This is a genomic window from Prevotella pectinovora (assembly GCF_041323955.1).
GTDB lineage: Bacteria > Bacteroidota > Bacteroidia > Bacteroidales > Bacteroidaceae > Prevotella > Prevotella pectinovora.
The window spans coordinates 1,367,096-1,382,918 of record NZ_JBGLIV010000001.1 but is presented as its reverse complement, the minus strand read 5'-3'; the positions used below and the strand labels follow the sequence as shown (position 1 = coordinate 1,382,918).

Annotated in this window: 11 protein-coding genes and 1 tRNA gene; 2 read left to right on the top strand and 10 right to left on the bottom strand. The window is 48.5% G+C overall.

Translation table 11 applies throughout. The features are described 5' to 3' along the window. Positions 1 to 14: 14 nt before the first annotated feature. A complete protein-coding gene (locus ACDC99_RS05475; protein ID WP_330071823.1) occupies positions 15 to 1,205 on the top strand; it encodes a tetratricopeptide repeat protein in 1,191 nt (396 codons plus the stop codon). A gap of 233 nt (positions 1,206 to 1,438) precedes the next feature. Then, positions 1,439 to 2,605, top strand: a complete 1,167-nt coding sequence (locus tag ACDC99_RS05470; RefSeq protein WP_330071822.1) for a tetratricopeptide repeat protein — start codon at positions 1,439 to 1,441, stop codon at positions 2,603 to 2,605. A 160-nt stretch (positions 2,606 to 2,765) separates the two neighbouring features. Here the strand turns inward: ACDC99_RS05470 and ACDC99_RS05465 are convergent, their stop codons facing one another. The 10 genes from ACDC99_RS05465 to metH form a co-directional block, all read right to left on the bottom strand. Beyond that, positions 2,766 to 4,226, bottom strand: coding sequence for a tetratricopeptide repeat protein (locus ACDC99_RS05465; protein ID WP_044064414.1), 1,461 nt, complete (start codon positions 4,224 to 4,226; stop codon positions 2,766 to 2,768). Further along, on the bottom strand, positions 4,226 to 5,947 hold the full coding sequence (locus ACDC99_RS05460) for a glutamine--tRNA ligase/YqeY domain fusion protein (RefSeq protein WP_022317000.1): 1,722 nt from the start codon (positions 5,945 to 5,947) through the stop codon (positions 4,226 to 4,228). The genes ACDC99_RS05465 and ACDC99_RS05460 overlap by 1 nt, the downstream gene beginning before the upstream one ends. Positions 5,948 to 6,033: 86 nt before the next feature. Continuing rightward, positions 6,034 to 6,519 carry a hypothetical protein gene (locus tag ACDC99_RS05455; protein ID WP_044064413.1) on the bottom strand — a complete coding sequence of 162 codons (486 nt, stop codon included), beginning with the start codon at positions 6,517 to 6,519 and terminating at the stop codon, positions 6,034 to 6,036. 5 nt (positions 6,520 to 6,524) lie between these two features. Continuing rightward, the gene (gene ruvC, locus ACDC99_RS05450) at positions 6,525 to 7,178 is read right to left on the bottom strand and encodes a crossover junction endodeoxyribonuclease RuvC (RefSeq protein ID WP_330071820.1); all 654 of its coding nucleotides are present in this window, start codon (positions 7,176 to 7,178) and stop codon (positions 6,525 to 6,527) included. 6 nt (positions 7,179 to 7,184) lie between these two features. Then, on the bottom strand, positions 7,185 to 7,829 hold the full coding sequence (locus tag ACDC99_RS05445; RefSeq protein WP_022317003.1) for an MBL fold metallo-hydrolase: 645 nt from the start codon (positions 7,827 to 7,829) through the stop codon (positions 7,185 to 7,187). 111 nt (positions 7,830 to 7,940) lie between these two features. Continuing rightward, the gene (gene rsmG / locus ACDC99_RS05440; RefSeq protein ID WP_042517117.1) at positions 7,941 to 8,564 is read right to left on the bottom strand and encodes a 16S rRNA (guanine(527)-N(7))-methyltransferase RsmG; all 624 of its coding nucleotides are present in this window, start codon (positions 8,562 to 8,564) and stop codon (positions 7,941 to 7,943) included. A 580-nt stretch (positions 8,565 to 9,144) separates the two neighbouring features. Further along, on the bottom strand, positions 9,145 to 9,327 hold the full coding sequence (locus ACDC99_RS05435; protein ID WP_370756104.1) for a hypothetical protein: 183 nt from the start codon (positions 9,325 to 9,327) through the stop codon (positions 9,145 to 9,147). A gap of 547 nt (positions 9,328 to 9,874) precedes the next feature. Continuing rightward, positions 9,875 to 9,948: transfer RNA gene (locus tag ACDC99_RS05430), tRNA-Arg, on the bottom strand. Positions 9,949 to 10,284: 336 nt separating this feature from the next. Further along, a complete protein-coding gene (gene ettA / locus ACDC99_RS05425; RefSeq protein ID WP_022317006.1) occupies positions 10,285 to 11,982 on the bottom strand; it encodes an energy-dependent translational throttle protein EttA in 1,698 nt (565 codons plus the stop codon). Positions 11,983 to 12,088: 106 nt separating this feature from the next. Continuing rightward, positions 12,089 to 15,700 (bottom strand): methionine synthase, encoded by a 3,612-nt coding sequence (gene metH / locus ACDC99_RS05420; RefSeq protein ID WP_370756101.1) that lies wholly within the window; start codon positions 15,698 to 15,700, stop codon positions 12,089 to 12,091. Between the last annotated feature and the right edge of the window lie 123 nt (positions 15,701 to 15,823).

Below are 15,823 nucleotides of genomic sequence, written 5' to 3'. Positions count from 1 at the left end.
AAACAATAATGAAAATGAAAAAACTTATGGTTTTTGCGTTGGCTACACTTTGCAGTGTGTCAATGTCTGCACAGGATATCAAGACTATCCTCGGTGCTAACGACTACAAAGAGGCCCTTAACATGATTAAGGCTGGTGAGGCTTCTCTCTCTAATGAGAACAAGGCCAAGGCATATAATAAGGTCGTTGACCTCGCTTTGGACAAGTTCCTGAAGGAGCAGGTGACAAAGGCTGACCCTGCAGCCATGTATGATGCTGCCGAGGCTGCCATCCAGGCTGCTTTGGAGTGTGACAAGTATGACAACATGCCTAACGAGAAGGGTAAGGTAAAACCTAAGTTCGCCAAGAACGGTACTCGCCTTGCTCCAGTTCGCGCTTCTCTCGTATCAGAGGGAGAGGCTCGTTACAACGAGAAAGACTACAAGGGTGCTTCAAGAGCATTCGGTATGTATGTTGATACAAACTCTGAGAAGCTCTTCGCAACAGGTCAGCCAGACCAGTTCGGACCTCAGATCGCTTATTTTGCAGCACTCTCTTCTTTCTATGCACAAGAGTTTGATCGTGCTGAGAGATATTCTGACGCAGCTCTGAATGACTCTACTTATGCCAATGACGCAATGAACCTGAAGCTCAACGCTCTTCAGAACACCATGAAGACCAAGGCTGACTCTATTGCTGCCCAGAAGAAGTTGGAGGACCTTTATGCCAAGTTCCCTAACAACCAGGCAGTATTCAGCACTCTCACAGGTCTTCTCCTTTCTCAGGGCAAGAAAGACGATTTCAACAAGCTCATCGACAACGCTCTTGCAGCAAATCCAAAGAACTTCGCTGCTGTGGCAATGAGAGGCCAGTCTTATATGAACGAGCGTAAATGGCAGGAGGCTATCAACGACCTGAAGAAGGCTCTCGAGATCATGCCTGACAATATCCCTGTAACAGCTTCTGTAGGTAACTGCTACATGTTCCTCGCTCAGGAGAAGGCAGAGCAGATTTCTGCCAAGACCAACGGTAGAATCCCTAAGTCTGCAGAGGATGTGATCGTCGGCGTTTACAACCAGGCCATTGACTATCTGACAAAGGCAAAGGACATGGACAAGAACATGGAATACAAGACCAGCTGGGCTTATTCTCTCTATACTTGTCTGTATCGCACTTTGGGCGATGAAGATCCTAAGACCAAGGAGGCAGAGGCTCTGACCAAGTAATCTCTGATCAATAGTATATTTAAAGGGCGTACCAGAATTGTGACAATATAAGTTGTGGCTTTTTGTGTGTGGTTCCAGACAAACACTCTATACTTACTTTTAGTTCCGGTTTTGGTACTCCCTTCTCTTTTTATATACTTCTTTTTTACCGGCATATTCAATTTTACATATATTTCAGGTATTTACTTTTAGGGTAGATTAATTTTTTTTATGTTAGTGGGATAATGAAACGTTTGCTTGTAATTTTATCTATAATCAGCCTTTTCCATTCATTTGCCTTCGCTCAGAAGAAGGAAATCTCTCAGGCACAGACTTACGTCAAGACAGGTAAGAATCTGGACAAGGCAGAAGCGAGTATGAGGAAACTGCTTGCCGACTCTGCAAATCATGCCAATATCAAGATATGGCACACTCTTACAGAAGCTATCCGTCTGCAATATGAACAGGCCAACGAGCAACTCTATCTCAAACAGAAATTCGACACGGCTTCTCTATTCAACATAGAGCTTCGCATGTTCCAGGCTTATGAGTCTATGGACAGCGTTGATGCCCGACCCGACCACAAAGGAAGGGTGGCGATAAAATACAGGAAGCGTAATGCTGAATATCTGAGCGTGTATCGCAAGAATCTTTATAACGGAGGCGTGTTCTTCTTGTCCAAGCAGAATTACAAGTCAGCTTTCAATCTCTTCGACGCATTTCTCGACTGCGTCAACCAGCCATTGTTCTCAAACAATAAATTGAGCATGACATCGCCTTCAGAGCTCTCTGCGGCCTATCTTGCAACATATTGTGGAGTGAAACTCGGCAATTCGGAACTTGCCCTTAAGTATTCGTCTTCCGCTCTCGACTATAAACCCGGCAGGGAAAAGACCTTGCAGTTCTTGGCAAATATCTATAGCGAGAAGAAAGATACCGTATTATACAGGGAATCCCTTAAAACAGGCTTTGATGAATATCCTCAAAACGAGTTTTTCTTCACCCGTCTTGTAGACTTCTATAACGGAAAGAATCAGATAGATTCGGCAAACGTTGTAGTTGACAAAGCCTTGATGGCAGATAGCCTGAATACACTCTTTCTTTATGCCAAGAGCAATCTGCTGCTGAATATGGGTGAATACGGGAAATGCGTGTCCGTCTGCGACAGTCTGATTGCCCGCAACGACACCCTTGCCGATGCCTATTATAATGCCGGTGTAGCCTATATGAACATGGCTTTCAAGGCTGAAGGCAAATCTCAGATGAAGAAATATTATAAGTGCTCCTTGCCGTATATGGAGCGATACCGCGAACTTGCTCCCGACCAGAAAGACAAATGGGCAGCAGCCCTATACAACATCTATCTCAATCTTAACATGGGAAAGAAGTTTGAAGAAATAGTGGGGATTTTGAAGAACTGAAATAAACCCAATCAATATTAAAAGTCCTCAATCGGTCATTGGGATTAGAAAATGAAACAATCCCAATCGGCCATTAGGTTACAGTTTAGTGACGGTAAAAGAATAACTTGGTATGATTTCACCGTCACTCAGTCATGATGACAATGACAGCCGGTAGTTCTTATTTCTGACTGTCATTGTCGTTTTTGTCAGTTTCCTCGTTTATGCCTCTGCTGTGCTTCTTTGCATATTCCACATAGTCGTAAGGCTCCATACCTTTTGGAAAGAAGTCTGCCAATACAGCTTTTGCCTCTTCTGGATTCTTGTCTACCGCGTCTTTCAAGTATCCTATAAATTCATCTCCCATACCCAGATAGTTGCTGCATGCCGCAAGGTAAGCCAGTCCGCGTGTCCTTTCAGGATCCTTTTCAAACACTCTCTTGAGAAACATATACGCATATTGGTCCATGCTGTGCTCATACAGAGACACGGCAATCTGGAATGTATATTCAGTTGGGTTGTTTGTCAACTTATAGCCATTGTAGAATGCTATGTTTGCATCTTCAAACCTGTTCATGCCCAGCAGGATGCTACCTTCCACGAGATACGTTTCAGCGTCAAGTTTTCCATATTCCTTAAGCTTCTCCAGATATTTGAATGCCAATTCGTTGTTCCCCATCCATCCGTAAGTGATGGCGAAATCTCTGCAGATGTCAATCTTGTTGGCAGTTTCTTCTGTGCATTTCGTTTCTGCGCTTTTCAGGTAGGCAAGAGTCTTGTCCATATCCTGCATGCAGAAATAACATCTCGCCATCATCATGTCGCTCTGTTCTGAGTCTACGATTTCCGCACTCTTCCGATACGCTTCAAGAGCTTTCTGATAATTGCACATCTTGAAGAAAGCGTTGCCCAGTATCATATACGCCTCGGCATCCTTGTCATCGATGGCGAGAGCATATTCTATGCTTGTAGCAGCATTTGAGTACTTGTCGAAATTGTTCTGTTCTATGGCGAGGATTTTCCAAAGTCCTGTGTTGAAGGGGTCTTTGTCTATCAGCCTCTCCATTATCTCCGCTCCCTCTTCGTATTTCCTTTCAGCGAAAGCCATGCGAGCCTTCATTCTGAGATAGTCATTGCTGCTTTTGTCTCTGTCCAGTTCCAGATAGTGCTTCGCCTGCTTCGTCATACCGTAGTCAAGCAGCAGGTTGCAGGCTTCAGCAGGCAGGTCAAGCAGGTCTTCGTCTTCAAGATACGTCAGAGCCTTGTCAAGCGCCATTATCGCCTTCTCTTTCTTCTCCGTGAAGATATAATATTCGGCGATGAGCAGAGCATAGTTAAGGTCGTTGCATTCTGTGATTTTCTCTATACATTCCTTTGCTTTCTCCTTGTCTTTCTTCACCATTATATAATATCTGGCGAGCACGATCTTTGGAGCCGTGGCGTCGGGGTATAAAGAAGCTGCATACTCGGCAGTCTCCTTTGCGTCAGCCAGCTTGCCTTTCTCGAAATAATATTCCGCGATGTCGGCCAACTCCTCGGAGCCGAGTATGCAACTTTTACCTTCCCTCTTGCTTGTTTCGTAGAGGTTAAGGTTGGTTTTGAATTCTTCAGAATTATAATAATTGTCTATGCTTCCTGCCATTATTTCTTGTCTGCCATTTTGGCCCAGGTGTCTTTCAGACCCACAGTCTTGTTGAACACAAGGTGGTCGGCTGTAGAGTTCTTGTCGGCCATGAAATAACCGATTCTCTGGAACTGCAGATACTCTCCGGCTTTCTTCTCAGCCGCAAAGTCCTCAACATAACAGTTTGTCCTTATCTTCAGAGAGTCCTCGTTGATGAGATCCCTGAAGTCGCATTCTTCGGCAGAAGGGTTCTCTATTTTGAACAGACGGTCGTATTCTCTCACCTCTGCCTTCTTGCAGTGGTCCACGCTTACCCAGTGGAGTGTGCCCTTCACCTTTCTGTTTGCTCCCTCCATTCCGCTCTTGCTCGTAGGATCGTATTCAGCCTGTATTTCTATGATGTTTCCTTCTTCGTCCTTCGTGCATCCAGTACACTTCACGATATAGGCGTTTTTCAGTCTCACTTCCTTGCCGGGAGTCATACGGAAGAATTTCTTCGGTGCGTCTTCCATGAAGTCTTCGCGTTCTATCCACAGGTTGCGGCTGAATGTGATGTAGTGCTTTCCGTCTGCCTCGTTCTCAGGGTTGTTGATTGCCTCCATCTCTTCAGTCATGTCTTCAGGATAGTTGGTGATGACGAGTTTCACGGGATTCAGCACAGCCGACACTCGTGTAGCCTTTGCGTTGAGGTCTTCGCGCACGGCAGCTTCGAGCAGCGCCATGTCGTTCAGTGCGTCAAACTTGGTGTATCCGATGCTGTCGATAAACTTGCGCACGCTCTCTGGTGAGTATCCGCGTCGGCGCATTCCGCAGAGGGTAGGCATACGTGGGTCGTCCCATCCGTCAACGAGATGCTCGTCAACCAGCGCATGCAGTTTTCTCTTGCTCATCACCGTGTATGTCAGGTTGAGTCGGTTGAACTCTATCTGTCTGGGGCGGAAATCATGGATGTTGTCTCCCTCTCCCTCGTAGACCTTAAGTTCGTCGATGAACTTGTCGTAGAGTGGACGATGAGGCACGAACTCCAGTGTACAGATAGAGTGTGTCACGCCTTCGAAATAGTCGCTCTGTCCGTGTGCGAAGTCATACATCGGATAAGCATGCCATTTCGTTCCTGTGCGGTGGTGAGGCGTCTGTATGATTCTATACATGATAGGGTCGCGGAAGTGCATGTTCGGGTTTGCCATGTCGAGCTTTGCGCGCAAAACCATCGAACCCTCCACAGCCTCCGGGGTGTTCATCTTGTTGAACAGTTCCAGGCTTTCCTCCACAGGTCTGTTTCTGTATGGCGACTCCACTCCAGCCTGTGTCGGCGTGCCTTTCTGCTCGGCAATCTGCTCGCTTGTCTGTTCGTCTATGTATGCCTTTCCGTTTTCAATCATCCATACGGCGAAGTCCCATAGTTTCTGGAAATAGTCAGAGGCGTAATATATGTTTCCCCATTTGAATCCGAGCCACTGTATGTCGTTCAGGATAGAGTCCACGTATTCCGTGTCCTCTTTGCTTGGGTTAGTGTCGTCGAAGCGCAGGTTGCACACTCCGTTGTATTTCTCTGCCACACCGAAGTCCATGCAGATGGCTTTGGCGTGTCCTATGTGCAGATATCCGTTAGGCTCTGGTGGGAAACGTGTTTGTATTCTTTTGGCGTTCTTTCCTTCTTCGAGGTCTTTCTCGACCAACTGTTCCACGAAGCTGAGGCTCTTTTTCTCCTCGCTCTTTATTTCTTCTGAATTTGCCATGATTCTTATTGTCTTTTGTTACCTATTTTAATCTAAATACAAAGTTACTGAATTTCGCTATATCTGCAAAATAATCAGCTTTGTTTTCACAGTCCTTTTGCTCTCAGTTCCGTTCTTGCCTGTTCCAGGGCTTTTGTCCAGTAGGTGTCGAGCGAGAATTTCGTGATGTAGCCTTCGGTCCTGATGTATGCCTCCACGAGGTCGAGGTCCATGTCGTTGAAGCGTGGATTCTGCAGAGATGCCGTCTTGAAGAGTTCTCCCACTTCAGCCTTTGCCTTTTTGTTTTTCGCCTCTCCCAGTTTCTTTATATAGAGGTTCACGAAGTCGTACATGGCGTAAGCTTCATAGTCCAGGGTCTTGACGGTGCTGTCAGGCATCACCTCGTTCATCTTCATTGCCATATACACGAGAGCGTCCACTTTGAATGTCGCCACCTTGCGTGTCTGCAGATCCTTCGATTCGTCGTTAGCCACGTCCTGCGAGAGCTTCATTATTTCCTTGTATACTTTCTGGCTGTATGCTCCCTGTGTCATGGTGAGAGCCATCAGCAGTATGATGATCATTCTTTTCATGCTATTTATTTGTTTTGATGTTTTGTTTCCGTTATTGTTTTTTTCACCGTTTGGGGCAATCTGTCTGTCGTGTTGCCGGCATTGCCCGTCAGCTGGCTCACTCTGCTGCGGTTTTTGTTTATGAAGTCCTTCCATCCCCGGTAGTTCACTCCCGTTTCCGGTCTTCCAGCCTGCAGGAAGTGGCAGTATGCGGCAGCCAGAGCATCCGTGGCATCCATAAACGGCACTTTGTCTTTCTCCTTTATTCCCAGCAGCCTGAAGAGCATTCCCGCCACTTGCTCCTTTGATGCCTGTCCTTGTCCGGTTATTGCCATCTTGATTTTCAGCGGTGCGTATTCGTGTATCGGCACGCTGTGGTGTATTGCTGCCGCTATCGCCACTCCTTGTGCTCTGCCGAGCTTCAGCATCGACTGCACGTTCTTTCCGAAGAAAGGTGCTTCGATGGCCATCTCGTCGGGCAGGAACTCGTCTATTATCCCCGTCACCCGTTCGAATATCCTTCCGAGTCTCAGGTATGGGTCGCTTTCCTTCCGCATGTCGATCACTCCCATTGCCATCATCGAAGCCTTGTTGCCCGCCACCTTCAGAAGTCCGTAGCCCATCACGTTGGTTCCGGGGTCAATGCCGAGTATTATCTTTTCTGAAGCCATAGTCTTCATGCCGGGTTATTTGAAGTATGGGTTGTGTGCGGTTTCAAATCCCATGGTCGTCTGTTCTCCGTGTCCGGGCAGTATGATGCAGTCGGCAGGCAGCAGCGAACTGAGTTTTTTCAGGCTCTTCATCATGTCCTGGTAGCTGCCCAGCTGGAAGTCAGTCCTGCCGATGCTGAGTCTGAACAGCGTGTCGCCGGTGAAAGCCACATTCTCGTCCTTTGAATACAGCACTACCGACCCCGGCGAGTGGCCTGGTGTGGAGATCACGTCGAGGGCGTGGTTGCCAAACTTTATCACTTCTCCTTCGTCGAAGTAGTTTTTCACTTCCGCAGGCTCTTCGCGATACGTCATTCCTATCAATGCGCTTGCCTGTGCCGGAAGGTTCTCGATCAGCTGGCTGTCGTGTATGCTCACTTCCGGTTTCAGCCCATAGGTGTCTTCCGCGAATCTGTTGCCGAAGTTGTGGTCTATGTGTCCGTGTGTGCTGACCAGCCTTTTAGGTGTCAGCCCGTTGTCGCTGATGTATCTTTCCATCGCCTTGCGTTCCTCGGGGTGTAGCGCTCCGCAGTCTATGATGACACACTCCTTGGTGTCGTCGCTCACCACGTAGCAGTTCTCTTGGAACATGTTGCATTCAAATCTCTGTATGTTCAGCATCTTGATTCCTGTTTAAATGGTTCTTCTTCTGATGGCGGTTGCATTGAAGTCAGTCTCTTCCATAAGTCTCCTTTCTGCCTGTTTCAGTTTCCTGACCTTCAATCCCAATGTCTATCCCACCGGCACGTAGATAACGAATTTTTCCTTGAACCAATCCTCGTCAAACCAGTTTGTTATCTCTGTAGCTTCTGCAATCTTCTTGAAAGGGCGCATTTCGCCTTCCACGTTGCCGCCTTTCAGACATATCACTCCGTTGGGCAGAGAGTTGCGTTGCTCTTTGCCGACGTTCTTCTTCACGATTTTCATGAGGTCGGGCAGCGGCATCACGGCACGGCTCACCACGAAGTCGTATTTTCCTTTCTCCTCTTCACCTCTGAGATGCACGGCTTCCACGTTTTCCAGTCCTATAGCCGTTGCCACTTCGTTCACCACGCGTATCTTCTTTCCCGTTCCGTCAATCATCTTGAATTGCGTTTCCGGGAACAGTATCGCCAGCGGTATGCCTGGGAATCCGCCTCCTGTGCCGAAGTCGAGAATCCTGGTGCCCGGTCTGAACGATACCGCCTTTGCTATTGCCAGCGAGTGCAGCACGTGGTGCAGATACAGGTTGTCTATGTCTTTTCGCGAGATTACGTTGATTTTCTCGTTCCAGTCTTTATACAGGTCGAAGAGAGCTGCGAACTGCTGCTTCTGCTTGTCTGTGAGGTAGGTGAAATATTTCAGTATTTCTTCCATCGTTTTGTTTCTTGGGGGTTAAGTTATCTGTTTTATTTATTGTTTTAGACCAACGTCGTTCTCAGCTGTGTCTGGCTTGTAGTGTTCGGCCATATTGAGGTGACGCGTCTTTTGTTGTTATTTTATTGTAGTCATAGTGTTTGCGTGTGGTATATGGTGCAGCTTATCTTATGCAAAGATAATGCAAGGCGAGAGGAGAACGAAATGAATGTATTCATTTCTTATCCAGAGCCGCAGTTTATCTTATGCAAAGATAATACAAGGCGAGAGGAGAATGAAATGAATGTATTCATTTCTTATCCAGAGCCGCAGTTTATCTTATGCAAAGATAATTATAATTATTGAAATGTGCAAATACTTACACTCTCTATCTTGTGCGAGAACAGGTCTTTGGTTTGGATTCCTGTTTTCCGGATATCCGCCAATATGTGGGGACTTCATTTTTTTTATTGCGTTTCATGGTGTTCTTTTTGTGTAGTTCTTTGTTTCTGATCCGGTCGGTTTTTCATGTCAATATGAGTGTTTGCAGTCAGTAAACTATTGGTTTCTGTCTCTTCAGTCGCCGCTTTCCTCCTGTCCGTCAGTTTCCCGTGCTGCCGATAAGTCCCGAAACGATGTTCAGCGTTCCGGTCAGCATCTTGTCGCGGTTCACCACGTCGTCGTGTAGCTGCATGATTTTCTTGGGCTGGGGATGGATGTCTGCCACATCCAACTTATAGGAGAATGTATAGCTGTTAGAAAAAGCTTTACAAAATTGTCCCACTTGTCCCATTGTCCCATTGTCCCAACAGGAAATGGTATTTTTGTCTAAGTTATTATATATCAATATATTATCTTTTTTATTACATTTATTTTTCGTTATATGGGACAATGGGACATTGGGACAAGTGGGACAAGTGGTACAATTTTGTAAAGAGTTTTACTCTCTTTTCCCTCTTTTCTTGCCATCTCCTTGAGGTCCACATTAACGATCTCTTTTGTCATTATAGCTATATTATTTTCAAGAACAGGGAAGGAGCTCTGTCGTATCCAACTTGTCGGAGATGTATAGTCATTAGAAAAAGCTTTACAAAATTGTCTCAATTGTCTCACTGTCTCATTGTCTCAAGTGGAATTGGTTATTTTTGTCTAAGTTGTTATATATCAATATATTATCTTTTTTTTATTACAATTATTATTCATTTTATGAGACGTTGAGACATTGAGACAATTGAGACAATTGAGATGTTGTTGGGGTAGGGTGTGTTGGTAGTGATAAACGAAAAAGAGGCATTTACTTGCGTAAACACCTCTTGATTTTTAATTCTTAGTGACTCCGACAGGATTCAAACCTGTAACCTTCTGATCCGTAGTCAGATGCTCTATTCAGTTGAGCTACGGAGCCATATTTCTGAATTGCGAGTGCAAAGGTATGGAACTTTTTTGAATCTGCAAAATTTTTGAGTGTTTTTTTGAGATTTATTTCGGTTTTTCTTTGTTTTCCCTCGTCTGAAAGCTTTTTCTCCTTGTTTTTTCCCAGGAATGTAGCTAAAATGTGATGATTCCCCCGATTGCTAAAATTCACAAAAGCCAAACAAAAATCCACTCTTCTAAAACATCAAGATCCAAACAATCCCCAATGACCGATTTATGATAAACCGAAAAGACTGAATCCTGTCTTCATGAGACGAGGACTCAGTCTTTTTCGTTTTATTCAGTTCCTTTAATAAAGACGCTTTGCTTAGTCGTCCATGAGTTTTCTGTATCTTCCCTTCTTTATCTCTTCGTTTCCGAGGCGTCTCGCCTTGTTTATTTCGTAGTCAGAGTAGCTGCCCTCGAAATAGAACACCTCTCCGTTGCCTTCGAAGGCGAGGATGTGCGTACAGATTCTGTCGAGGAACCAGCGGTCGTGGCTGATCACTACGGCGCATCCGGCGAAGCCTTCGAGACCCTCCTCAAGAGCGCGCAGCGTGTTTACGTCGATGTCGTTGGTAGGCTCGTCGAGCAAGAGCACGTTGCCCTCCTGTTTGAGTGCCATCGCCAGCTGCAGACGGTTGCGCTCACCGCCCGAAAGCAGTCCGCAGAGCTTGTTCTGATCGGTGCCAGAGAAGTTGAAACGCGAGATGTAGGCGCGTGCGTTGATGTCTCTGCCACCCATGCGTATCGTTTCATTGCCCTGACTGATGGTTTCATAAACAGATTTGTTGGGGTCGATATCCTTGTGCTGCTGGTCCACATACGCCAGTTTCACGGTTTCGCCCACCTCGAAAGTTCCTCCGTCGGCATTCTCCAGTCCCATGATCATGCGGAAGAGTGTGGTCTTGCCGGCTCCGTTAGGGCCTATCACGCCCACGATGCCGTTAGGGGGGAGCATGAAGTTGAGGTCGTTGAAGAGCACCTTCTCTCCGAAAGCCTTCTTCACGTGTTGTGCCTCTATCACCTTGTTGCCGAGGCGCGGACCGTTGGGGATGAAGATTTCGAGTTTCTCCTCACGCTCCTTCTGCTCCTGGTTGAGCATCTGCTCGTATGCGTTCAGACGCGCCTTTCCCTTTGCCTGGCGTGCCTTGGGTGCCATGTGTGCCCATTCCAGCTCCCTCTCCAGGGCTTTTCGTCTCTTCGAAGCCTGCTTCTCTTCCTGCATCATGCGTTTCGTCTTTTGGTCGAGCCATGAAGAGTAGTTGCCGTGCCATGGAATGCCCTCGCCTCTGTCTAGTTCGAGAATCCATTCGCTCACGTCGTCGAGGAAGTAGCGGTCGTGGGTGACGGCAATCACCGTTCCCTCATACTGCTGCAGATGCTGCTCCAGCCAGTCTATGCTCTCAGCATCGAGGTGGTTGGTAGGCTCGTCGAGGAGCAACACGTCGGGCTTCTGCAGCAGCAGTCTGCACAATGCCACGCGGCGTCGCTCACCGCCAGAGAGGTTCTTCACCGAACTGTCGCCTGCCGGGCAGCGCAGAGCCGCCATCGCGCGGTCGAGTTTGGAGTCCATGTTCCATGCGTCGGTAGCATCGATGATGTCCTGCACCTCAGCCTGTCTCTGCATCAGCTTGTCCATCTTGTCGGGGTCGCTGTAATATTCTTCCTCACCGAATTTCAGGTTTATCTCTTCGTATTCCTTCAGGGCGTCGTAGGCTTTCTGCACGCCTTCCATCACGTTCTCCTTCACGGTCTTCTCTTCATTGAGAGGCGGATCCTGAGGCAGATAGCCAACAGTGTAGCCCGGGCTCCACACCACTTCTCCCTGAGAAGGCTGCACCAGACCGGCTATGATTTTCATGAGAGTGGATTTACCTGCTCCGTTGAGACCTATGATGCCGATCTTGGCGCCATAGAAGAACGACAGGTAAATGTTTTTTAATATTTGCTTGTTGTTCTGCGGGATGGTTTTGGAAACCCCCACCATGGAGAAGATAATCTTCTTGTCGTCTACTGTTGCCATACTGTGTTTTTTGTTTTTTTTTAAAGGTTAGTATTATATTGTTTTTATTGTTTACATATAGTTCTGTCTCCAGATTCGGCAGACTGAGATTGGGGAATCCGCATTCCTAATCAGCCGTTTTGCTCACTGCGAAATATTTTGCCTCCCTGTTGCTCAGATATATGCCGCATGTGGAACTTTGCGGATACATGGCTCCGTTTTCCGTGAGCTTGATGTTCAGCGCCTTGAAGTCGAGCAGCTCGCTCAGCGGGAATATCAGCTTCTGGTCGGGGAGCGACGGGTAGCCCACGGCAGGCCGGATGCCCTGATAGGCAGCCTTCGCCAGGTCTTTCATGCTCAAGGCTTCGTCTGGCGCATAGCCCCACAGGTGGCGTCTCACCTCTCTGTGCAGCCATTCGCTTGTAGCCTCTGCCAGTCTGTCGCCGATGCTCTGCATCATGAGTGAGCGGTAGGAGTCAGTGCCGCTTTTCAGCGTTTCCAGTTCTTCGGCATAAGACGGTGAGACCGTTATGGCGAAGACGCCGATGAAGTCGTTGTGTCCCCGAGGTGCCACGAAGTCGCAGAGCGACAGTCTGGCTTCGCCCATCCTGTTCGGGTGTTTCTGCCTTGGCGTCGGCAGTTCGAGGTCTTTGCCCTTCACAGCTCCCGGCAGCACTATGCTGTGGTCTGTGGCATAGGCAGGATAGAATCCCACCTGGGCCTGCATATAGTGTTTCTTCTCTATTTCGTCGAGCAGCAGTTCCGCTTCTTTCTTTATGTCGTCAGCTTCAGCCTGTCCCTTTCTCACCTTCCATAGATTATAGAAATACGTCCAGTTGATGAATTTCCTCACCTCCTGTATGTCGATGTGCTGCAGGGTGCGGTATCCGATATATGTGGGGTGGGGCAGGGGAGTGTCGTTCCAGTCAATCTGAAACCGGTTGAGATCCTTGTCCTTTGCCGTCGGGCAGCAAGGGCAAGCCGCTGTGGCGTTTCCTTTCCCGTCGGCGAGGTTCATTATCCCGTTCACTTTCTTCTGGGCGTCGTGTTGTCTCACCAGTTCCTGCTGCAGTTTCTTGTTCTCCTCAATTATCCTGTCCCTCTCGGGACCCTGTAGCTGAAGGGCGATTATAGGGTTCTGGGCGGCGTCCTTCATGTGGAACACCGGTCCGCTGTACAGAGGCGCTATCTTGAGCGCGGTATGCAGTTCGCTTGTCGTCGCTCCGCCGATGAAAAGCGGGATGTCGATGCCCGCCTTAGCCATGGCTTCGGCAATCTTGCACATCTCGTCGAGCGAAGGGGTGATGAGGCCGCTGAGAGCCACGAAATCCACTTTCTGCTCCTTGACGGTCTGTATTATCTTCTCGGCAGGAGTCATTACCCCCAAGTCGATTACGTCGAAGTTGTTGCATCCCAACACCACCGCCACGATGTTCTTTCCTATGTCGTGAACGTCGCCCTTCACCGTGGCAACGAGATATTTGCCGTTGCTCTTGCTTCCGCTCTGCCTTCCCTCCTCTATGTATGGCTTGAGGATGGCAACGGCGTGTTTCATCGTGCGAGCCGACTTCACCACCTGTGGCAGGAACATCTTTCCCTGGCCGAACAGGTCGCCCACCGTCTGCATGCCTTTCATGAGCGGCCCCTCTATTATCTTTGCCGGTTCGGGATAATTCTTCAGAGCCTCCATGAGGTCAGCCTCCAGATATTCGTCGTCGCCTGTGCGCAATGCCGTGATGAGCCTTTCCTCCAGGGGAGTGGCAGAACGGTCGATGGCTGTCGCTTCTTCTGTGGCAGGGTTCTCTTTCTCTTCGAGCAATCTTTGTGCCATGGCGGCAAGCCTTTCCGAAGCATCCTCTCTGCGGTATAATATCACGTCCTCGATAGCTTTGAGCAGATCGGCGGGAATGTCCTGATACATCACCTTTGTGGCTGGGTTGACGATTCCCATGTCCATGCCCTCTTTCATGGCATTATAGAGGAAGGCGGCATGCATAGCCTCGCGCAGGTAATTGTTGCCTCTGAAGGCAAAAGACAGGTTGCTCACACCTCCGCTGACATGAGCGCCAGGCAGGTTCTTCTTTATCCATCCGGCAGCTTTTATGAAGTCTATGGCATATCTGTCGTGCTCCTTCATTCCGGTTGCAACGGTCAGGATGTTGGGGTCGAATATTATGTCGTAGGGTTTCACACCGGCTTCTTCGGTAAGTAGTCTGTATGCCCTTCGGCACACCTCCACCTTGCGGGCGTAAGTAGTGGCCTGTCCCTCCTCGTCGAATGCCATCACCACCATGGCAGCCCCATACTCCCTTATAGTTCTGGCATGAGAGAGAAATGACTCCTCTCCCTCTTTCAGCGATATGGAGTTGACGATGCATTTGCCCTGCACGCATTTCAGAGCAGCCTCTATCACGTTGAAACGCGAGGAGTCTATCATCCACGGCACACGTGCCACCTCGGGGTCGGAAGCCATGAGATTGAGGAAATGGGTCATCTCCGCTTCTGTGTCTATCAGACCGTCGTCCATGTTTATGTCAAGCATCGTCGCTCCGTCTCTCACCTGTTTGCGTGCGATGGCGAGAGCCTCGTCGTATTGTTTCTCCTTGATGAGTCGTAGGAACTTCCTGCTGCCTGCCACGTTGCATCTCTCGCCTACGTTGATGAACATCCCTTCGGCTGGCGAATAGCTCTCCATGCCAGCCAACCAGTCCACCTTGCCTGTAACCGGCAGGCTGCGTGCCTTTCTCGCCTCCACAATGTGTGAGATGGCCCTGATGTGTTCAGGCGTGGAGCCGCAGCATCCACCAACGATGTTCACGCTCATGTCGTCGGCAAAAGACTTTATCGCCTCTGCCATCATCTGTGGCGTTTCGGTATATATACCCTCTTCGTCGGGGATACCGGCATTGGGGTGGGCACTTATATAATAAGGTGAGCGTTCAGAAAGCGCCTGCAGATAAGGACGCATGTCTTCAGCACCGAAGGAGCAGTTAAGACCTACGCTGAAAATGTTCTCGTCGTGTTGCACCGATGCGAGGAAAGCGTCGAGAGTCTGTCCCGAGAGTGTGCGTCCGCTCGCGTCGGTTATGGTGACGCTGAGCATTACGGGGATTTCCCTTCCCGTAGCTACCCTCACTCTTCTTGCCGCAGCAAGAGCCGCTTTGGCGTTGAGAGTGTCGAATATGGTTTCTATCAGCCAGATGTCAACGCTGTTGTCGCTCAATACCGTCATCTGCTCTGTATATGCGTCGCATAGCTCGTCGAAAGTCAGAGCTCTGTAGGCAGGGTTCTCCACGTCGGGCGACATGGACAGCGTCTGGTTTGTGGGTCCGATTGACGCAGCCACGAACCTTGGCTTCTCAGGAGTGAGCCGTGTCATCCTGTCTGCCTCCTCTCTGGCGATCCTTGCAGCCTCACGGTTAATCTCCTTCACGAGATGTCCGGTGTGGTAGTCGGACTGTGATATTCTCTGGGCGTTGAAGGTGTTGGTCTCTATGATGTCGGCTCCGGCTTCGAGATAAGCCCTGTGTATCTCCCTCAGCACGTTGGGACGTGTGATGGAGATGATATCGTTGTTGCCCTTCAGTTTCACATCCCAGTCCATGAATTTCTCTCCGCGGAAGTCTTCTTCTTCCAGATGGTACCTTTGTATCATGGTGCCCATCGCTCCGTCGAGAATCCATATCCTGTTGTTGTCGCGTCTGAATGTATCGTAAAAAGACTTTGTCTTATCTTTCATTTCTGCTCTTGGTATTTCTTCTTTTTCTTGTTTTGCCTTTTGGAGAGTGTTCTCCTTGTTCCTTGCGGACCATCGTCCTTTAGTAGGCTCCTGATGATTTATAGTCCGCGTTCCTTGGCTTGG

Coding starts and splice junctions, on each gene's coding strand:
- ACDC99_RS05475 (WP_330071823.1), top strand. CDS start 15: ATGAAAAAACTTATGGTTTTTGCGTTGGCTACACTTTGCAGTGTGTCA.
- ACDC99_RS05465 (WP_044064414.1), bottom strand. CDS start 4,226: ATGGCAGGAAGCATAGACAATTATTATAATTCTGAAGAATTCAAAACC.
- ACDC99_RS05460 (WP_022317000.1), bottom strand. CDS start 5,947: ATGGCAAATTCAGAAGAAATAAAGAGCGAGGAGAAAAAGAGCCTCAGC.
- ACDC99_RS05455 (WP_044064413.1), bottom strand. CDS start 6,519: ATGAAAAGAATGATCATCATACTGCTGATGGCTCTCACCATGACACAG.
- ruvC (WP_330071820.1), bottom strand. CDS start 7,178: ATGAAGACTATGGCTTCAGAAAAGATAATACTCGGCATTGACCCCGGA.
- ACDC99_RS05445 (WP_022317003.1), bottom strand. CDS start 7,829: ATGCTGAACATACAGAGATTTGAATGCAACATGTTCCAAGAGAACTGC.
- rsmG (WP_042517117.1), bottom strand. CDS start 8,564: ATGGAAGAAATACTGAAATATTTCACCTACCTCACAGACAAGCAGAAG.
- ettA (WP_022317006.1), bottom strand. CDS start 11,982: ATGGCAACAGTAGACGACAAGAAGATTATCTTCTCCATGGTGGGGGTT.
- metH (WP_370756101.1), bottom strand. CDS start 15,700: ATGAAAGATAAGACAAAGTCTTTTTACGATACATTCAGACGCGACAAC.